Here is a 19,296-nt window from a genome sequence, read left to right as displayed (position 1 = left end):
GTGATTACTTAAGATACGAAGTAATATAATAGAAAATTTATTAATACAAGGACTATGTTATGAATTCAACAAAAACATTCCCGCTTCCTACGGGTTATTTCGGTATTCCTCTTGGATTGGCAGCATTATCTCTAGCTTGGTTGCACTTAGAAAATCACTTTCCTGTAGCTCGTACTATAAGTGATGTAATCGGTATCATAGCAAGTGCAATTTGGATTCTATTTATTCTAATGTATGCCTATAAACTTCGTTATTATAGTGATGAAGTTCGCTCAGAATATCATTGCCCAGTACGTTTTTCTTTCATTGCACTCATTCCTATCACCACAATGCTTATAGGCGATATTACTTATCGCTGGACTCCATGGCTTGCGGAAGTAATGATTTGGCTTGGCACTATTGGTCAATTACTTTTCTCGTCCTTACGCATTAGTGAGCTATGGCAAGGTGGTGTATTTGAACAAAAATCTACTCGCCCACCTTTTTATTTACCTGCTGTTGCAGCTAACTTCACGAGTGCAAGCTCTCTTGCCTTACTTGGCTATCACGATTTAGGGTATTTATTTTTTGGTGCTGGTCTAATAGCATGGATCATTTTTGAACCCGTATTGCTTCAACACCTACGAATTTCATCACTTGAACCACCATTTCGAGCTACGATGGGAATCATTCTTGCTCCAGCGTTTGTAGGGGCTGCTGCATATTTATCTCTAAATAAAGGGGAAATTGATACATTCGTCAAAATTCTTTGGGGATATGGCTTTCTACAACTCTTTTTCTTATTACGATTATTACCTTGGATTATGGAAAAAGGCTTAAATATTGGATTATGGGGATTCTCATTCGGATTAGCGTCTATGGCAAATAGCTCAATTGCCTTTTTTCACGGCGACGTATTACAAGGTATCTCAATTTTTGCCTTTGTATTCTCTAACCTGATGATTGGCTTACTCGTATTAATGACCATCTACAAATTAGCCAAAGGACAATTCTTCTTAAAATAAAACACAATTAAAAAATAAGGCGTATGTGATGTGAATAAACATACGCCATTTTAATAAAAACATCATTGATAAAATATAGGATTACTCGGCTTACGTCGTTTGCCGATATTTTTCGTATCCTTATGACGCAATTTCACTTTTTTCTTCGCCTCTGTTTTTTTCTTTTCTTCACGTTTTTCTTTAATACGTGCCTTTTGTTTTTTGCTTACAGATTTCACTTCACCATCTTTTGGTGGCTTAGTGCGAGGTTCTAAACCTTCTAAAATACGCGCCTTTAAAATTTCCTCGGTATAGCGTTTGATTTTACCCAGTAACTTGTAATCATGAGCTTCGACAAAAGAGACTGCCGTGCCCTTTTTACCTGCTCTCGCGGTACGTCCAATTCGATGCAAATAAGTATCTGCACTATAAGGCAAATCAAAATTCATAACATGGCTTACATCATCAATATCAATACCACGCGCAGCCACATCTGTTGCAACCAATACCGTCACAATACCGGATTTCAATTTATCAATCGCATTGTTACGTTGAGTTTGTGCCATTTCACCTTCTAGATACGCGGAACGAATACCTCGTTTACGCAATGTTTCAGAAAGTTCTCGCGCATCTTCACGACGACGAACAAACACAATTCCACGCGTCACTTCTTCAGTTTCAATAAAACGCGCGAGCAATTTGATTTTGTGTTCATTGCTGTCTGCGTGGTAATACCATTGATTGATTTTTTTTCTTTCTCGACGGCTTGGTTCGGCATCCACCTTAATAGGATCATTCAACAAACGCTCTGCGAAATCGACCAATAACTCCCCTTCCAAGGTTGCAGAAAACAACAAGGTTTGTTTTCTCCAACGGGTTTCAGCCGCGATTTTTTCCGCATCTTGCCCAAACCCCATTTGTAACATTCTATCGGCTTCATCAAAAATCAGCATTTCAACCGAACGGCAATCAAAATTTTCTTCCTTAATGTATTGCAATAAACGACCAGGCGTAGCCACCACCAAATCCTGATTGGTATTGAATACATCGCCATGATTTTGATACGCCACACCGCCTGTAATTGTCGCAATATTTAAATGAGTGAACTGCGCTAATTCTTCCGCTTGTTCTGCCACTTGCATTGCCAGTTCACGGGTTGGCGTTAATACCAAAATACGCGGTGGACCTGGTTTACGACGCGGATAATCCAATAAATGTTGTAGCGCAGGTAATAAAAAAGCAGCAGTTTTCCCTGTTCCCGTTGGTGCCGAGCCTAATACATCACGCTCTTCCATTGCTGCTGGAATGGCTTCCATTTGAATAGCTGTTGGGCGGGAATAACCTTTTTTCTCAAGTGCCTTTAAAAGCTCAGGAGAAAGATCGAATTGTTCAAATTGGGATAAATTCATTATTGTGCGGTTCTTTGTTAAAATTGAGGCGGATTATACCTGAAATTAGGGGCAATTTACGAAAAATTTATGAGCGGATTTACCTTTAAACAATTCCATATCAATCAAGATTCTTGTGCGATGAAAGTCGGCACTGATGGCATTTTATTGGGTGCTTGGGCAGATGTAAAACATTGTAAAAATATTTTAGATATGGGCAGTGGCACAGGATTATTGGCTTTAATGTTGGCACAACGAACTGAAGAAAACTGCCAAATTCAAGCGGTTGAGTTGGCTCCCATTGCAGCAAAACAAGCACAAGAAAACATCAATGATTCTGTGTGGAAAAATCGTATTCAACTTATTCAAACGGATATACAACATTTTTTACAAACCACTGAACAAACCTTTGATTTAATTGTGGCAAATCCACCTTATTTTGAACAAGGCATAGCTTGCAAAAATGAAGAAAGGGAATTGGCTCGTTATACCAAGCAAAGCCACTTAAATTGGTTAGAATGGGCAGCAATGCACTTAGCGGAAAATGGGAAAATAAGTTTTGTCTTACCTTATGATGCGGGGAAAACGCTCATAAAATCCACCGCACTTTTTTGCATCAAACAGACGAATATCATTACTAAAGTGGGAAAAACGCCCCAAAGAATGCTACTTACCTTTGCCAAACAGCCAGAAGTTTTAATGCAAGATCAATTGGTGATTTATGATGCGGATAATCAATACACTGAAGCGTTTATTGAATTGACTAAAGACTTTTATTTGAAATTTTAAAGGGGAAATCATTTTCCCCTTCAATCATACACTATCTAAAATACCACTTTGCTAACAATACACCCGCATTCACTGCAATGTTTAAGCCCGATTTAATTGGACTTGCAAGCGTTAAACGCACTTGTGTGTCTTCTGGAGTCGCTAAACTTTCCGTAGAACTTTCACTTAGCACAAAAACCACTTTATTTTTTAACCGCACTTTATCCAACGGTTCGCCTTGTTTATTGTGCGATACGTGAATAATTTGATAGCCTGATTTACGTAATTGCATTAAAGCTGAATCAATATAATCCGTTTCTAACACACGAATATATTCCGCACCACCTTCTGCTACGCGCATTGAGGCTGCCGAATATAGATTTTCCACATTATCGGCGACAATATTTTTCACGCCAAAATAAGCACAAGTACGCAATACCCCACCAATATTTTGTGCATTATTCACGTTGTCTAATAGCACTAAACAATCCTCTTCACGAGGAATATCCAAATACCCTTGCAACGTGAAAGCACGCGGTTTCTTCACCAATAAGCAAATGCCACCATGATGTTCGGTTCCACTCACTCGAGCTAATTCTTCGCTATCTACAACATGATAAGCCTTCTTGTTTTCGGCTAAATAACTCAATACCTCGCCAATTTTGTGTGACATTTGTACGGTTGCCCACAATCGAACAATACTTCCAGGGCGTTCTGCAAATAAAGCTAAACAGGCATTTTCACCGTAAACCTTCATTTCTTCCGCACGGTTTTTCTTAATTTTTTCAGGCGCACGAGGAGAAAGCGCGCCAGTTTTCTTTTCTTTTGTTTTATAAACCGTACCCGTACTTTTTATCGTCACTTGAACCTTAGGTTGTTCTGCATTTTTATTTGATGGCGCACGAGATAAAGAGAGTTGCGTAATTTTAGTTTCTTTCACTTCTTGTTTATCACGAGAAAAACGAGATTTTTCGTTTCTATTTCCATTAAATTTATCATTAGAGTGCGGTCGATTTTGAGTTGGTTTTTCTCTGTATTTTTCACCTACTGAGCGTTCTTGAAAGGATCTGCCGGCGGATTGAAAAGACGGTTTGCGTTTGTCGTTCATAGGGTTTCCCTGAATAAAAATGAATATTTTTTAGCCAGAAAATGCTAAAATTTGTGAGCATTATAACGAAAAAAAGCCTTTTTTCTATTAATAAGCGCGTGAAATATTGTAAACTAACGCACTAGTCTTTAATCACGAGATGGATTATGTTAATCAATAAAACAAAACGAGCTGAACAAAATTTAAATAATTTGCCATTCCTTGCCTTGCAAGCTGAGCAAATTGAATTTTTGGGTAGCCCGGCTGAATTTAAAACTCAAATTATTGAATTAATCAGAAACGCCAAAAAACGTATTTATGTCACCGCACTTTATTGGCAAAAAGATGAAGCGGGGCAGGAAATCCTTGATGAAATTTATCGCGTGAAGCAAGAAAATCCACACTTGGATGTAAAAATTCTCATAGATTGGCATCGCGCACAACGCAATTTATTAGGTGCGGAAAAATCTGCCACCAATGCAGATTGGTATTGCGAACAACGCCAAACTTATCAGCTACCTGATGATCCGAATATGTTCTTTGGCGTGCCAATTAACACGCGAGAAGTTTTTGGTGTATTGCACGTTAAAGGCTTTATATTTGATGATACGGTGCTGTATAGCGGTGCAAGCATTAATAATGTCTATCTTCATCAATTTGAAAAATATCGTTACGACCGCTATCAAAAAATCACTCATTCAGAATTAGCTGATTCAATGGTGAATTTCATCAATGATTACTTGTTAGATTTCAGTGCAGTTTATCCACTTGATGTGACCAACCGCCCTCGCACCAAAGAGATCCGCGGCAATATTCGCGCTTATCGTAAAGACCTTGCGCAAAATGGTGAATATTCATTAAAAAGTGCGGTGAAATTACCGAATGTTTTAAGCTTATCGCCGCTGTTTGGCTTAGGCGCATCGGACAACGAATTAAATCAAGTGATTGAAGATTTATTCTTGCAAGTACAAGAAAAATTGGTGATTTGTACGCCATACTTTAATTTCCCACGCACATTGCAACATAAAATAGCAACGTTATTGGAAAACGGTAAACGAGTAGAAATTATTGTTGGCGATAAAGTCGCAAACGATTTTTATATTCCACCAGAACAACCATTCAAAATGGCGGGGGCGTTACCTTATCTTTATGAAAGTAATCTTCGCCGTTTCTGTGAAAAATTTGAGACTCAAATTGAAAATGGTCAACTTGTGGTGCGTTTGTGGCGTGATGGCGATAATACCTACCACTTAAAAGGTGTATGGGTAGATGATCGTTATATTTTACTGACGGGCAATAATCTTAACCCTCGAGCATGGCGTTTGGATGCAGAAAATGGCTTATTAATTTATGATCCACAACAACAGCTTTTAGCCCAAGTGGAAAAAGAGCAAAACCAAATTCGCCAACATACAAAAGTATTAAAACATTACACTGAATTAGAAGAATTGAATCAATACCCAGAACCAGTGCAAAAACTTTTGAAAAAATTTGCACGAATTAGAGCGGATAAATTGGTGAAAATGATTCTTTAGGTTATATTTTTAAAAAATAAGGGAACGTTAAGTTCCCTTTATCATATTTGCTAATCACCGAGCTTTAATGACTTAAATGCCAGATGATTTAGTTCAAGATTATTTATTTAATTTTGCTTTGTAAGTTGGGTTCATTAAGTTTTCTACAGAAAGAATGTCATCTAATTGTTCTTCTGTTAATAAACCTTTTTCTAACACAACTTCACGTACGCCTTTGCCTGTTTGCGCACAGATTTTACCCACTAAGTCTCCGTTGTGGTGACCGATAAATGGATTTAAGTAAGTCACGATACCGATTGAATTAAACACGTAGTTTTCACAAATTTCTTTGTTTACAGTGATGCCATCCACACATTTATCGCGTAAGTTCACACAAGCATTCGTTAAGATATCAATAGATTCGAACATTGCTTGACCAATCACTGGTTCCATTACGTTTAATTGTAATTGACCTGCTTCAGATGCGAAGGTCACAGTGGTATCGTTACCAATTACTTTAAAGCATACTTGGTTCACCACTTCAGGAACAACTGGGTTTACTTTTGCTGGCATGATAGAAGAGCCCGCTTGTAATTCAGGTAAGTTAATTTCTTTAATACCAGCTCGTGGGCCAGAAGAAAGTAAACGTAAGTCATTACATACTTTAGAAAGTTTCACTGCGGTACGTTTTAATGCTCCGTGAACCATTACATAAGCACCACAGTCAGATGTTGCTTCGATTAAGTTTTCTGCCGGTACGCAAGCTAATCCGGTTACCTCAGCAAGGTGTTTTACAACTAGTTCTGTATAGCCTTGTGGCGTATTTAAACCTGTACCGATCGCTGTTGCACCAAGATTTACTTCAAGGAGTAAACTTGCTGTACGTTTTAAGTTACGCACTTCTTCTTCAAGTAATACCGCGAAAGCTTTGAATTCTTGACCAACAGTCATTGGCACAGCATCTTGCAATTGAGTACGACCCATTTTTAAGATGTTCGCAAACTCTTTTGCTTTATTATCAAAACCGTCGTGTAAATATTGAATTTTATCTATCAATTTTAAGATACTGTTATACACTGCAATACGGAAACCAGTAGGATACGCATCATTGGTTGATTGGCTTGCATTAACGTGGTCCATCGGGTTAATCACGTTATATTCGCCTTTTTTATGACCAATTTTTTCGAGCGCAAGGTTAGCAACCACTTCATTGGTATTCATATTGACAGAAGTACCTGCACCACCTTGATATACGTCTGATGGGAATTGATCCAAGCATTTTCCAGTGGTAAGAATTTCATCACAAGCAGCCACTATCGCTTTTGCAATATCACTTGGAATTGCACCTAGTTCACCATTGGCTAAAGCAGTTGCTTTTTTCACCATTACCATGCCACGTACAAACTCAGGCACGTCAGAAATAGTTACGTTAGAAATATTGAAATTTTCTACCGCTCTTAATGTATGAATACCCCAGTACGCTTCTGCTGGTACATCACGTTCGCCGAGTAAATCTACTTCTTTTCTAAATTGAGTCATTTGAATCACCTTTTCTGGTTAGTTAATTTGACGCCATTATAGAAATTTTAAGGAGAAAAAACTTGACCAAGATCACATTTTCAAGAAATGCTCTCAAGACATATTTTCATTTTTCGGATTAGTTTTTTTAGGGGAAAATAAGTTTTCTATCAATCTTACGCAGCTTTTAAATGCTCACCAATTTTCTCAAACAGTTTCTGAATTTGCTCTGCCCTATGCCCTAACACACGCACTATCACCCCACCTTCATTCAACTGAGATATACCAAGAAGTAAGGATTTATCCGTTTCTTGCTGTTGAAGCTGTTGTACTATCTGCTTAATTTCTCTAGATATTTTTTGTAAGTTAATGTAAACCAATGATCCCTGATGTGAAAAACCTTCCATTTGGCTTAACGCTGTTAAATTCATTTTAGCCGGTAACCACTGAATACAATCTAACATCAGCGGTTTAACTTTCCCATTTTCTTGCACAAGCTGAACTTTTAAATGAGAAGAAAATTGGCGAAATTCAAAACGTTCATCATTTGCCACTCGCCCAATAGCTACAATTTCACCATAAATTAGCGTACTCTCAGGTTGAATATTGATTAACGTTTTTTGCTTAAGAGCAGAATTCTTATGCAAAACCAACGGATGAGGTAAATAAAATAAACGACTTTTCTCGGCAAGTTGAATCAATGTATTTTGCTCGGCAAAATCATCCTCATTCATTGCCTGAACTCGAGTAAATGCCTGCGTATTTAAAGAAAGTGCGGTAGATTTTTCGAGCGTTATTTGAATATCAACTCGATCCCCTGCTAATAACCCTGGCGAAGAAGACATTTGCATTGCGCTAAGTCCATTTTCCCAAGAATCGGCATAAGCAGATAACGTCATTACTTTAAAAGGTGGCGTCACAAAGTATTCATTAAGTTGAGTTTTGCCGTTTGAGGAAAGTTTGGTTGAAAGTTTGAGGGTACTATTCATAATCTTTTCAATTTGTAAAAAACTCCCCTCTTTAAAGGAGAGGGGATGATTCTTTATCTTACTAATGCCTTAGGTTCTTCTACGTTCTTCAACAACGCATATTTTTCAATCCAACCAATCACGCCATCTAAATTTTCTTTCTTCATCAAGTTGGTAAAGATAAATGGTTGACCGTTACGCATACGGCGAGCATCGCGCTCCATAATGCTTAAATCCGCGCCAACAAATGGTGCAAGATCTGTTTTATTAATGACTAACAAATCTGAACGAGTGATACCTGGTCCACCTTTGCGAGGAATTTTTTCACCTTGTGCCACGTCAATCACGAAAATTGTCACGTCTGCTAAATCAGGGCTAAAAGTTGCCGATAAGTTATCACCGCCTGATTCGATAAAGACAATTTCCACATCAGGAAAACGCGCCACCATTTCATCGACCGCTTCTAAATTCATTGAGGCATCTTCACGAATTGCCGTATGTGGGCAACCACCTGTCTCTACGCCCATAATTCTCTCTGGCGGAAGTAAACTATTTTTCGTTAAAAATTCCGCATCTTCTTGGGTGTAAATATCGTTAGTAATTACTGCCACGCTATATTTACTCGCCATTTCGCGAGTGAGTTTTTCAATTAAGGCCGTTTTGCCCGCTCCAACAGGGCCTGCCACGCCAATTTTAATGTAGTTACGCATAATGTTCCTGATTTGATTAATATGTCTTGAAATAAAATTAATGATTGTTAACGAATTACTGAAACAGAATCAACCTCCCCTTCAGCACCTATAAAACGGACTTCTGGCTGTAAACATACACCAAATTTAATTTCCACAGTATGACGCACATGACGAGCTAGATTTGCCACATCTTCACCAGTAGCTCCGCCCTTATTAATCAACACCAGTGCTTGTTTTTCATGTACTGCTGCTCCACCAATTTGATAACCTTTTAATTGACATTGATCGATTAACCATCCAGCAGCAAGTTTGACTGAGCCATCAGGTTGTGGAAAGTGCGGTAAATTTTCGTGATATTTTTTGATTTCCGCAAAATGCTCTGCACTCACTACGGGATTTTTAAAGAAACTTCCTGCATTACCAAATTCATCTGGGTTAGGCAATTTACTTTGACGAATTTGACATATTTCATCAAAAATTTGTTTTGCCGTAACTTTCAGAGAATCAAACTCAGTTAAAGAGCCATATTTTAGCACTGGCTGCCAGTTTTTGTTTAATTTCAATCCTATCGCAGTGATCACATAGCCAGACTGATAATGGTGTTTAAAGATACTGTCTCGATAACCGAATTCACATTCTTCAACTGTTAATCGAAATATTTCATGAGTACTTAAATTTAACACCTCTACATAATGGCATATATCTTTAAATTCTACGCCATAAGCACCAATATTTTGGATCGGTGCTGAGCCTGCGCAACCTGGAATGAGTGCAAGATTTTCCAAACCATAGATACCTTCATTTACACTCCATTCCACCAAATGATGCCAATTTTCGCCACCATTTACATGAAGATAATGAAAGTCAGTATCTTGTGTATGTGTAATCCCCATTAATCGATTAAGCACAACAATACCACTGAAGTCTGCTAAAAATAGCATATTGCTTCCTTGACCAAGGAAAAGTATGGGGAGATTCATTGCTTTTGCATGATCCCAAGCTTCTTGCAATTGTGCCACACTATGCGCATCAATAATTTCATGGGCTTGAACAGAAATATGAAAAGTATGAAAAGGTTGTAAATTTTGCATTTAAAATACCATTTTAGGATGCACTTATGCTTTGCTACTCGTGCATGAATTATCAAAAGTGTATGAATTTTTAAATTCACTCTACGTTTAAACTAGGGTATGAGGTAAAGTAATTTTTACCTGAGTCCCCCCCTCTTCTCGACGTCGAATATCTAATTCTGCATTCAATTGACGACAACGTTCTGTCATAATATTCAAACCATAATGTCCTTCGGGCTCTTCAAGATTAAGAATACCGATGCCATTATCTAGCACAGAAATTTCATACTCCCCCTCAGGGTTAATCAGGGCATGAATTTCAATGGCAGAACCTTTAGAATGTTTTATCGCATTTGTTGTTGCTTCACGTACGATTTGCAACACATGTACTAACTGCTGAGGATTTAAACTTTGTGAAGGCAAATGACTATTCACACTCATTTTCATACTAGTTTGAGCACGTAAAGAATCAATCACTTGCTCCAAAGCCAGTTGTAAGTTAGCTTCTTGAATCGTTAATCGGAATGTTGCTAAAAGTTCACGCAATTGTGCATAACCACCTGAAAGTGCTTGTTCAAAATCAGCAATAATCCCCAAGCTTTTTTCTCTTGCGTGTGGTTCTTCTTTCCTTAAATTATGTTTAAGCAACGTAAGTTGAATTTGCAGAAACGATAATACTTGAGCTAAAGAATCATGCAGTTCTCTTGCAATAATAGAACGTTCTTCCATCAACAAAAGCTGTTCTTGCTGACGCAAACTTTTATGGAAGTACAAAGCTCGTGCAAGCATTTGTGCCAAATTCTGCATCATTCTAGGGTCGGGACAAGGCAATCCTGATTGCCAAGAAAGTACACCTAAATCTTCATTATCTACCGATAGCACTTCAAGTTGTAAAGCCCGATGAGAATCCTGCTCTCCAAAAGCAATATTCCAATGCTCCGCCCCCATAACTTCTATTTTAATATATTGCAAATGCTCACTCACACGTATGAGATCTAATACTTGGCTTAAAATTTTATCATTAATGGAATTCGCATTAAGAATCTGTGAACTTTGATAAAGGTTTGTCAAAGAGCGGTTGGTTTGGCGTAATTTTTGTGTTTTTTCATTTACGGCATCTTCTAAACGAGAATAAAGTTGACCTAATTCCATCGACATTTGTGTAAAAACATGTGCCAATGTGCCCAATTCATTCTGTTTTGTTGTATCTAATGAAATATGATTAAACTGACGCATCTGCACTTGCATACTTGCTTTTGTCATTAGCTCTAAAGGTTTCACTACCTCACGATGAGTGTACCAAATCAAATAGGAAACCATGACCAAAATTAATAACATAGCCAAACAAAGTACAAATACGCCAAGGATCCATTTTTGCTCACTAAAACGCTGTAATTCAAACACAAAACGATCAACATCTGCGACATAATCCGTTAATTGTTCGCTATAACTTTTTACATTTTTCTGTTGGGCATATTTTTCCATTAATGCCCAACGCTGTAAAATGGTATGGTAGGATTGTTTGACTGCATCTGGAGTAAAAAATTGACGTTGAATTTCTAATAATGCAGATGAATGGAGACTAATATTATAATGCCGTAAATTAGCCTCGACTGTTGAGGGTTGAGATTGCATTTCATAGAGCAACCGATAGCTTTGCATGCGCAATGAACCTGAAATATTGATCGCTTCAGCATCATACTTATTGCTACTCATAATTGCTAAACTTAGTGAGCTAATAACACCAGAAACAATAAGGATAATAAATAAATATTTAGCAATACGTGTAGAAACAGAATGTTTAGTATGCACAGAAACTCCAATGAAATAACATCAATTTATAGATAAAAGTGCGGTTATTTTCTTACTTCTTTTTTAGTTGACTCCAAACTTTATCTTCCTGACCTCGCCATAAACGTTGAATATTATCGTGATGACGATAAATCAATAAACAACAAACTAAAGCAACAGGGAAAGTAAATTCAGGTTTAAACCACCATACATAAAAAGGCACAAGCAATGCCGCAAGTACGGCACTTAATGATGCATAACGACTAACAAGAAAGATCAATATCCACGTTCCAAACATTGAACCCGCAACAGCCCATGAAATAGGTGCTATCGCACCAAATGCAGTCGGTACACCTTTTCCTCCCTTAAATTGAAAGAACAGTGGGAAAATATGGCCTAAACATGCAGCTAAAGCAACCATACCTAATTCAAATTGAGTTAAACCTAAATAATAACCAGCCCATACGGGGAGCATCCCCTTTAAAAGATCAAGGATTAATACAATTAATGCAGCCCAATAATTACCAATACGAAATACATTTGTTACATCTGGGGTACATGAGCCATTTTGACGAGGATCAGGCAAGCCTGCAACGCGACAAATTAGAATAGCACTGGAAATAGAGCCTAAAAGATAGGCACAAAGCATATAAGAAAGGGCGAAAAGGCTCATTTTGTACTCCAGCAAGAAAAATTATTCGTTATTCTACCCAAAGTTGATAGCATACGCCTACAATAATTTTAGAGGAAATCTTATGGATCGTGTTTTTATTGAAGAATTGACTGTTTTTGCACAAATCGGTGTATATGATTGGGAACAGCAAATTAAGCAAAAACTTGTGTTTGATTTTGAAATGGCTTGGGATTGTAAACAAGCTGCGGAAACGGATGATGTTGCATATTGTTTGAATTATGCTGAAGTAAGCCAAGTGATAATTGATTATGTGGAAAGTAAACCTTTCTTGTTGATTGAGCGAGTGGCTTATGAAGTGGCAGATTTACTTGAGTCGCGTTATCAACTTCAAGGATTAAAAATTAAACTGAGTAAACCGAAAGCTGTTGCGCAAGCTCGAAATGTTGGCGTATTGATTGTACGTGGATGTTTAAAATAATGTAAAATTTTCGTAAAAACTTGTCGGCTTTTTAAACGAAATTGACTAAAATAGTCATGAGTTTTTACTGCAATAAAGGAGATTGCAATGAATATGAAAACCTTATTAGCACTAGCGGTTAGTGCGGTATGTTCAGTTGGTGTTGCGCAAGCACATGAGCATAATCATGATCACAATATGGCACCAAAAGGTGCTTCTATTGAAGTGAAAGTGCAACAACTTGATCCAGTAAATGGTAACAAAGATGTGGGTACAGTGACTATTACTGAATCTAACTATGGTCTTGTGTTTACCCCTAATTTACAAGGATTAAGCGAAGGCTTACATGGTTTCCACATCCATGAAAACCCAAGCTGTGAGCCAAAAGAAAAAGAGGGTAAATTGACTGCTGGTTTAGGCGCAGGCGGTCACTGGGATCCTAAAGGTGCAAAACAACACGGTTACCCATGGCAAGATGATGCACACTTAGGTGATTTACCTGCATTAACTGTATTACATGATGGTACAGCGACTAACCCTGTTTTAGCACCACGTCTTAAACATTTAGATGATGTTCGCGGTCACTCTATTATGATCCATGCTGGTGGTGATAATCACTCCGATCATCCAGCTCCACTTGGCGGTGGCGGCCCACGTATGGCATGTGGCGTGATTAAATAATTCGATTGTTCGAAACGAAAAGTGCGGTGAATTTTCACCGCACTTTTTTGTTAGATATTTAGCGTTTAATTCACGACTTCAGCAGTATATTTCAGCTTATGAATCGCATCGAATAATTGCTGGTTTGTGACTTTGGGATCTTCCACAACCGTCACTAAACCATCTTTAATAGATGCTTTTGTTGAAATTACGCCATCAATATTTCGTAACTCTTTATTCACTAAGTAAGCGCAAAGCTGGCAATTCATTTCTTTTACTTTTAGCATAATTTGTTTGGTTTCATTCGCATGAGCGAAAGAAATTGCAAACAACGAAAGCAAAAGTGCGATACATAATTTCTTCATTTTTATTCCTAATTAGCTAATTCTAAAATCCAAGGCAAAATTGTTGGATAGGTTAAGAAAAAAATCATCACGATAAATACAATCCAATATAAAATGATGAGTTTTTTACGGGAAATATATTTGCTACAAATGATTTTTTTGGAAAACATCAACAGCCAAAATCCATAGGCAAAGGCACATAATGAAATAATGAGCATTGGAATACGCAAATAATCATATTCGCCTAAGCCAATCAACCAAGTAGATGATACGCCGAACACTAAATAGATTAATGGTGCGATGCAGCACAAAGTTGATGCCACCGCGGCGCTAAGTGCGGTGGCTATGGCAACCCAAAAGGATTTATTAGAGTTTTTTAGAGACGTAGTCATATTTAAATTCTTTTGGATCAAAGGAATTTAACGGATCGCCACCTACTTCTGCATATGGATAGCCGAAGTTATTGATTGGAGCCAGTTCTGGTTGTGGATATAAATCGAAGTCACGAGCATGATTAAATCCGACCCAGTTTGCTTCCCAGTTACCAAACAAATATTTTGCTACGGCTTGTGTATCTTTATCTTCAACAGATTTTTTCTCTGCTAAGCGCATTTTGGCAACGTCTGCGGAATCAACTGGTACCCATCCAAACCCTGCAAGGTAGAATTCAGCTCGACAGTGTTGGCCACCACTTACGTTTGCGATTCCATGTTCATTCGCACTACCGAAAGCACCTTTGGAATATTTGCCCATTTTCTCTGCCGCACCTAAGCGAATACCAAAAATTTCACGAGCTGGGATGCCTGCCGCACGAGCAAGTGCCACAAATACAGAATTAATATCGGTACATTTACCTTTTAATACGCCAGTGGTAAGAATTTTTTCTACATCGCCGTCGCCACAACCTAATACAGAATTATCACGTTCCATATTTTTTACGATCCAATGGTGAATAAGTTCTGCTTTTTTCAATGGATTCGTTTCTTTACCTACGATTTTGTCAGCAAATTCTTTCACTATGCCATCAGTTTTAATGTGTTGAGTAGCTTTTAAGTACTCTTGTACATCCACGGAATACTGAATATCTTTTGGCGGAGTATAATTCTCTAAAGCACCTTTCACCATTGGCTCACGGTCTTTTGTTTCAATGACCATAGTGACTTTTAAATCACGTTTTTGTGCATCTTTATCCCAAGTGGCAAACAAGGTTTTCGCACCGTATTTATTGTTTTCTGTTACATAGGCATTCATGTAATTACCTTCAAAGTGAATTGATTTCACCTGTTGGTATTCCCCATTAAATGGCAATGGAACCCATAAATTGGTTTGTCCTTGCGAGCCTTTTGGCACAACTAAATCATAGGTTTGCGTGAATTCGTAAAGATGGGTGTCTGTATTGTAGTTTGGAATATTGGTGTTTGCATGAGCTAACGAGCCACATGCAGAAAGCACCGCAACTGCGATAAGTTTCTTCATGAAGAGATCCTCTAGTTAATAATAGTTAAACTTAACATATTAGATAAACTAATACGCTACTATGCTAACGGATTTTTGAGCAATAATTCAACCGTTTTGCGTAAACTTTTTATTTTTCCTATATAAAAAATATTTTATTTTCCAACCGCACTTTCCTTCTAACATTTGACACCCCTAGCCCTTACACCTATTATTCCCTCGTTATTTATTAAGATTTACGGAACAAAATAATGATGGTGAATAAAACCGCTCAACTTAAACAAGCTCTAGAAAATCGTATTCTCATTTTAGACGGTGCGATGGGGACGATGATCCAAAAATATAAATTGACGGAAGCTGATTTTAGAGGCGAGCGGTTTAAGGAAAGTGCGGTCGATTTACGCGGTAATAATGATTTACTGACATTGACTCAACCACTGCTAATTTCCGCTATTCATGAGAAATATTTGGCAGCGGGTGCAGATATTATTGAAACCAATACTTTTAGTTCAACTACGATTGCTCAAGCGGATTACGACTTGCAATCTATCGCTTATGAACTCAATTTTGTTGGCGCAAAATTAGCTCGTTTTGCTGCCGATAAATATAGCACGCCAGAAAAACCTCGCTTTGTCGCGGGCGTGTTAGGGCCAACAAACCGCACAGCCTCCATTTCACCCGATGTAAACGACCCAGGTTTCCGTAATGTGACTTTTATGGAGTTGGTGGATGCTTATGCCCAAGCAACAAAAGGCTTAATCGAAGGTGGAGCGGATTTAATTATGATCGAAACCATTTTTGACACGCTTAACGCTAAAGCGGCCGTTTTTGCTATTGAAAGTGTATTCGAAGAATTAGGCGTGGAATTGCCGATTATGATTTCTGGCACAATTACTGATGCTTCAGGGCGAACTCTTTCTGGGCAGACGACTGAGGCTTTCTATAACTCCCTCCGTCACGCAAAACCGCTCACTTTCGGTTTGAACTGTGCTTTAGGTCCAAAAGAATTACGCCAATATGTAGAACAGCTTTCAAAAATCAGTGAAACCTATGTTTCTGTGCATCCAAACGCGGGTTTGCCAAATGCTTTTGGAGGTTATGATTTAGGGACAGAAGAGATGGCGGCTCACTTAAAAGAGTGGGCAGAAAGTGGTTTTGTGAACATTATCGGCGGTTGTTGCGGCACCACCCCGGAACACATTAAAGCCTTTGCCGAGGCGGTAGAAAATATCCCGCCCCGCAAATTGCCACAAATCAAAACCGCCATGCGTTTATCAGGTTTAGAACCCCTCAACATTGATGATGAAAGCCTGTTCGTGAACGTGGGTGAACGTAATAACGTGACGGGTTCTGCAAAATTTAAACGCTTAATTAAAGAAGATAAATTTGCCGAAGCCATTGAAATTGCTATCGATCAAGTAGAAAACGGCGCGCAAGTCATCGACGTGAACATGGATGAAGCCTTGCTCGACGGCAAAAAATGCATGACCCGTTTCCTCAACATTATGGCGACGGAACCCGATGCGGCAAAAGTGCCAGTGATGATCGACTCCTCCAAATGGGAAGTGATTGAGGCTGGTTTGCAGTCGGTACAAGGTAAACCGATTGTGAACTCTATTTCCTTAAAAGAGGGCGAGGAAAAATTTATTCATCAGGCTAAATTGGTGCGTAAATACGGTGCAGCCGTTGTGGTGATGGCATTTGATGAAGTCGGGCAAGCTGATACCGAAGAGCGTAAAATGGAAATCTGTACCCGTGCTTATAACATCTTAGTCAATCAACTTGGCTTCCCGCCAGAAGACATTATTTTCGACCCGAATATTTTCGCCATTGGTACCGGGATTGAAGAACACAACAACTACGGTGTGGATTTCATTAACGCCACAGGTCGTATTAAACGTAGCCTTCCACACGCAAAAATTTCCGGTGGTGTGTCAAACGTGTCCTTCTCTTTCCGTGGAAATAACGTCATGCGTGAGGCTATTCACGCGGTATTCCTCTATCATGCCATCAAACAAGGCATGGACATGGGGATTGTGAACGCAGGACAGCTCGCAATTTACGATGATCTGGATCCTGAATTACGCAATGTGATTGAAGACGCTGTCTTGAACCGCACGCCGGATGGCACAGAGCGTTTATTAGATATTGCGGAAAAATATCGCAACCAAGGCAACGATGAAAGTGTGGTAGATTCTGTGGCTGAATGGCGTACGTGGCCTGTGGAAGAACGCTTAAAACACGCTCTGGTGAAAGGGATTACTACGCATATCATCGAAGACACCGAAGAGGCTCGTCAAAAATTGCCAACACCGTTAGAGGTGATCGAAGGGCCGCTGATGGCAGGCATGGACGTGGTGGGTGATTTGTTCGGCGACGGCAAAATGTTCCTGCCGCAAGTGGTGAAATCCGCACGCGTAATGAAACAATCGGTGGCGTATTTAGAGCCGTTTATCAACGCCACCAAACAAAAAGGCTCTAGTAACGGTAAAGTGGTGATTGCCACTGTGAAAGGCGATGTGCATGACATCGGCAAAAATATCGTGAGCGTGGTGTTGCAATGTAATAACTTTGAAGTGATTGATTTAGGCGTTATGGTGCCAGCGGACAAGATCATCCAAACTGCCATTGATGAAAAGGCGGATATTATTGGCTTGAGCGGTTTGATTACGCCATCCCTTGATGAAATGGAATACTTCCTCGGAGAAATGACGCGCTTAGGTTTGGACTTGCCGGTGTTGATTGGCGGGGCAACTACATCGAAAGAGCATACTGCGATTAAACTTTATCCAAAATATAAACAACATGGTGTGTTCTATACATCCAACGCCTCCCGTGCGGTAACGGTATGTGCCACGTTGATGAACCCGGAAGGCCGTGTAGCATTGTGGGAACAATTCAAGAAAGATTACGAGAAAATTCAGCAATCTTTCTCTAACCGTAAACCACTGCGTAAACAGCTTAGCATTGAAGAAGCACGAGCAAACCGCTTTGACGGCTTTAGCGGTGAATGGGCAGATTATGTGCCGCCAACGCCAAAACAAACCGGCATTGTGGAATTTAAAAACGTGCCAATTGCCGAACTACGCAAATTTATCGACTGGTCACCATTCTTCCGTATTTGGGGCTTGATGGGCGGCTACCCTGATGCCTTTGATTATCCGGAAGGCGGCGAAGAAGCCCGTCGCGTATGGAACGATGCACAAGTCGTTTTAGATGAATTAGAGCAAAACCACAAACTCAACCCAAGCGGTATCTTAGGCATTTTCCCTGCGGAACGTGTGGGCGACGATGTGGTGCTATTTTCTGATGAAGAACGCACACAAACCATTGGCACTGCTTATGGCTTACGCCAACAAACGGAACGTGGTAAAAACAGCAAAAGCCCATTTAACTTTGCTTTAAGCGACTTTATTGCTGATCGCGAAAGCGGTAAAAAAGACTGGTTCGGCATGTTCGCCGTATGCGCCGGCATTGAAGAAATGGATTTAGTGGAAGGCTATAAAGCGGTAGGCGATGACTACAACGCCATCTTGCTACAAGCTGTGGGCGACCGCCTCGCCGAAGCCATGGCAGAATACCTGCACTTCGAGCTGCGCACCCGCATTTGGGGCTACACCCAAGAGGAATTCGACAACCAAGGGTTAATCAATGAAAACTATGTCGGCATCCGCCCTGCTCCGGGTTATCCAAGCTGCCCGGAACACACGGAAAAAGCCTTGATTTGGGATTTATTAGAAGTAGAACAACGCATAGGCATGAAACTCACCGAAAGCTATGCTATGTGGCCAGCGGCTTCCGTCTGCGGTTGGTACTTCACCCACCCGGCAAGTAACTATTTCACACTTGGTCGCATTGATGAAGACCAAGCTCAAGATTATGCCAAACGTAAAGGTTGGGATGAGAGAGAGATGATGAAATGGTTGGGTGTGGCGATGAAGTGATAGATTTTTTTTCTAACTAAATT

Annotated in this window: 17 protein-coding genes; 6 read left to right on the top strand and 11 right to left on the bottom strand. The window is 39.4% G+C overall.

What is annotated here, in order from left to right; translation table 11 throughout:
• Positions 1–59 precede the first annotated feature (59 nt).
• Complete coding sequence (gene tehA, locus KP712_RS07070) at positions 60–1,004, top strand: dicarboxylate transporter/tellurite-resistance protein TehA (protein WP_048952955.1); 945 nt, start codon at positions 60–62, stop codon at positions 1,002–1,004.
• Between the two features lie 62 nt (positions 1,005–1,066).
• On the opposite strand, the gene srmB is transcribed toward tehA, so the two are convergent.
• The gene (gene srmB, locus KP712_RS07065) at positions 1,067–2,392 is read right to left on the bottom strand and encodes an ATP-dependent RNA helicase SrmB (protein ID WP_111407698.1); all 1,326 of its coding nucleotides are present in this window, start codon (positions 2,390–2,392) and stop codon (positions 1,067–1,069) included.
• 69 nt (positions 2,393–2,461) lie between these two features.
• Between srmB and KP712_RS07060 the strand changes: the two genes are divergently transcribed.
• The gene (locus KP712_RS07060) at positions 2,462–3,160 is read left to right on the top strand and encodes a tRNA1(Val) (adenine(37)-N6)-methyltransferase (RefSeq protein ID WP_215770769.1); all 699 of its coding nucleotides are present in this window, start codon (positions 2,462–2,464) and stop codon (positions 3,158–3,160) included.
• A gap of 31 nt (positions 3,161–3,191) precedes the next feature.
• Here KP712_RS07060 and KP712_RS07055 read toward each other — a convergent pair whose 3' ends face one another.
• Positions 3,192–4,247, bottom strand: coding sequence for a tRNA/rRNA methyltransferase (locus tag KP712_RS07055; protein WP_106013587.1), 1,056 nt, complete (start codon positions 4,245–4,247; stop codon positions 3,192–3,194).
• Between the two features lie 146 nt (positions 4,248–4,393).
• Here KP712_RS07055 and pssA point away from each other — a divergent pair, with 146 nt between their 5' ends.
• Positions 4,394–5,761 (top strand): CDP-diacylglycerol--serine O-phosphatidyltransferase, encoded by a 1,368-nt coding sequence (gene pssA, locus KP712_RS07050; protein WP_215770768.1) that lies wholly within the window; start codon positions 4,394–4,396, stop codon positions 5,759–5,761.
• A 99-nt stretch (positions 5,762–5,860) separates the two neighbouring features.
• Here pssA and aspA read toward each other — a convergent pair whose 3' ends face one another.
• The 6 genes from aspA to plsY form a co-directional block, all read right to left on the bottom strand.
• Positions 5,861–7,279 (bottom strand): aspartate ammonia-lyase, encoded by a 1,419-nt coding sequence (gene aspA, locus KP712_RS07045; RefSeq protein WP_106013589.1) that lies wholly within the window; start codon positions 7,277–7,279, stop codon positions 5,861–5,863.
• Positions 7,280–7,434: 155 nt separating this feature from the next.
• Positions 7,435–8,247, bottom strand: a complete 813-nt coding sequence (locus tag KP712_RS07040; RefSeq protein ID WP_106013590.1) for an urease accessory protein UreD — start codon at positions 8,245–8,247, stop codon at positions 7,435–7,437.
• A 53-nt stretch (positions 8,248–8,300) separates the two neighbouring features.
• Positions 8,301–8,936 (bottom strand): urease accessory protein UreG, encoded by a 636-nt coding sequence (gene ureG, locus KP712_RS07035; RefSeq protein ID WP_106013591.1) that lies wholly within the window; start codon positions 8,934–8,936, stop codon positions 8,301–8,303.
• 47 nt (positions 8,937–8,983) lie between these two features.
• Complete coding sequence (murB, locus tag KP712_RS07030; RefSeq protein ID WP_106013592.1) at positions 8,984–10,009, bottom strand: UDP-N-acetylmuramate dehydrogenase; 1,026 nt, start codon at positions 10,007–10,009, stop codon at positions 8,984–8,986.
• An 87-nt stretch (positions 10,010–10,096) separates the two neighbouring features.
• The gene (narQ, locus tag KP712_RS07025) at positions 10,097–11,800 is read right to left on the bottom strand and encodes a nitrate/nitrite two-component system sensor histidine kinase NarQ (RefSeq protein ID WP_106013593.1); all 1,704 of its coding nucleotides are present in this window, start codon (positions 11,798–11,800) and stop codon (positions 10,097–10,099) included.
• Positions 11,801–11,852: 52 nt separating this feature from the next.
• Positions 11,853–12,452 (bottom strand): glycerol-3-phosphate 1-O-acyltransferase PlsY, encoded by a 600-nt coding sequence (gene plsY, locus KP712_RS07020; protein ID WP_106013594.1) that lies wholly within the window; start codon positions 12,450–12,452, stop codon positions 11,853–11,855.
• Between the two features lie 82 nt (positions 12,453–12,534).
• On the opposite strand from plsY, the gene folB reads away from it, so the two are divergent.
• On the top strand, positions 12,535–12,891 hold the full coding sequence (gene folB / locus KP712_RS07015; protein ID WP_215770767.1) for a dihydroneopterin aldolase: 357 nt from the start codon (positions 12,535–12,537) through the stop codon (positions 12,889–12,891).
• Between the two features lie 87 nt (positions 12,892–12,978).
• Positions 12,979–13,551, top strand: coding sequence for a superoxide dismutase family protein (sodC, locus tag KP712_RS07010; protein ID WP_005626862.1), 573 nt, complete (start codon positions 12,979–12,981; stop codon positions 13,549–13,551).
• 65 nt (positions 13,552–13,616) lie between these two features.
• Here sodC and KP712_RS07005 read toward each other — a convergent pair whose 3' ends face one another.
• Genes KP712_RS07005 through KP712_RS06995 form a run of 3 tightly spaced genes read right to left on the bottom strand, consistent with a single transcriptional unit; the run spans position 13,617 to position 15,350 of the window.
• Positions 13,617–13,895: a heavy-metal-associated domain-containing protein gene (locus tag KP712_RS07005; RefSeq protein ID WP_106013595.1), complete on the bottom strand. Its 279-nt coding sequence runs from the start codon at positions 13,893–13,895 to the stop codon at positions 13,617–13,619.
• 8 nt (positions 13,896–13,903) lie between these two features.
• Positions 13,904–14,266, bottom strand: coding sequence for a hypothetical protein (locus KP712_RS07000; RefSeq protein WP_164994217.1), 363 nt, complete (start codon positions 14,264–14,266; stop codon positions 13,904–13,906).
• The gene (locus KP712_RS06995; RefSeq protein ID WP_106013596.1) at positions 14,241–15,350 is read right to left on the bottom strand and encodes a transglutaminase-like domain-containing protein; all 1,110 of its coding nucleotides are present in this window, start codon (positions 15,348–15,350) and stop codon (positions 14,241–14,243) included. Before KP712_RS06995 ends, KP712_RS07000 begins: the two co-directional genes overlap by 26 nt.
• 233 nt (positions 15,351–15,583) lie before the next feature.
• On the opposite strand from KP712_RS06995, the gene metH reads away from it, so the two are divergent.
• Positions 15,584–19,273 carry a methionine synthase gene (metH, locus tag KP712_RS06990; RefSeq protein ID WP_374223961.1) on the top strand — a complete coding sequence of 1,230 codons (3,690 nt, stop codon included), beginning with the start codon at positions 15,584–15,586 and terminating at the stop codon, positions 19,271–19,273.
• The last annotated feature ends 23 nt before the right edge of the window (positions 19,274–19,296 follow it).

The organism is Haemophilus sp. SZY H68 (genome assembly GCF_018829685.1).
GTDB classification, from domain to species: domain Bacteria; phylum Pseudomonadota; class Gammaproteobacteria; order Enterobacterales; family Pasteurellaceae; genus Haemophilus; species Haemophilus haemolyticus_K.
The sequence above is the reverse complement of the archived record's forward strand: the minus strand, read 5'-3'. Positions and strand labels throughout refer to the sequence as shown.

Excerpts from the sequence above, each read along its gene's own strand:
- tehA (WP_048952955.1), top strand. The coding sequence starts at position 60 with ATGAATTCAACAAAAACATTCCCGCTTCCTACGGGTTATTTCGGTATT.
- srmB (WP_111407698.1), bottom strand. The coding sequence starts at position 2,392 with ATGAATTTATCCCAATTTGAACAATTCGATCTTTCTCCTGAGCTTTTA.
- KP712_RS07060 (WP_215770769.1), top strand. The coding sequence starts at position 2,462 with ATGAGCGGATTTACCTTTAAACAATTCCATATCAATCAAGATTCTTGT.
- KP712_RS07055 (WP_106013587.1), bottom strand. The coding sequence starts at position 4,247 with ATGAACGACAAACGCAAACCGTCTTTTCAATCCGCCGGCAGATCCTTT.
- pssA (WP_215770768.1), top strand. The coding sequence starts at position 4,394 with ATGTTAATCAATAAAACAAAACGAGCTGAACAAAATTTAAATAATTTG.
- aspA (WP_106013589.1), bottom strand. The coding sequence starts at position 7,279 with ATGACTCAATTTAGAAAAGAAGTAGATTTACTCGGCGAACGTGATGTA.
- KP712_RS07040 (WP_106013590.1), bottom strand. The coding sequence starts at position 8,247 with ATGAATAGTACCCTCAAACTTTCAACCAAACTTTCCTCAAACGGCAAA.
- ureG (WP_106013591.1), bottom strand. The coding sequence starts at position 8,936 with ATGCGTAACTACATTAAAATTGGCGTGGCAGGCCCTGTTGGAGCGGGC.
- murB (WP_106013592.1), bottom strand. The coding sequence starts at position 10,009 with ATGCAAAATTTACAACCTTTTCATACTTTTCATATTTCTGTTCAAGCC.
- plsY (WP_106013594.1), bottom strand. The coding sequence starts at position 12,452 with ATGAGCCTTTTCGCCCTTTCTTATATGCTTTGTGCCTATCTTTTAGGC.
- folB (WP_215770767.1), top strand. The coding sequence starts at position 12,535 with ATGGATCGTGTTTTTATTGAAGAATTGACTGTTTTTGCACAAATCGGT.
- sodC (WP_005626862.1), top strand. The coding sequence starts at position 12,979 with ATGAATATGAAAACCTTATTAGCACTAGCGGTTAGTGCGGTATGTTCA.
- KP712_RS07005 (WP_106013595.1), bottom strand. The coding sequence starts at position 13,895 with ATGAAGAAATTATGTATCGCACTTTTGCTTTCGTTGTTTGCAATTTCT.
- KP712_RS07000 (WP_164994217.1), bottom strand. The coding sequence starts at position 14,266 with ATGACTACGTCTCTAAAAAACTCTAATAAATCCTTTTGGGTTGCCATA.
- KP712_RS06995 (WP_106013596.1), bottom strand. The coding sequence starts at position 15,350 with ATGAAGAAACTTATCGCAGTTGCGGTGCTTTCTGCATGTGGCTCGTTA.
- metH (WP_374223961.1), top strand. The coding sequence starts at position 15,584 with ATGGTGAATAAAACCGCTCAACTTAAACAAGCTCTAGAAAATCGTATT.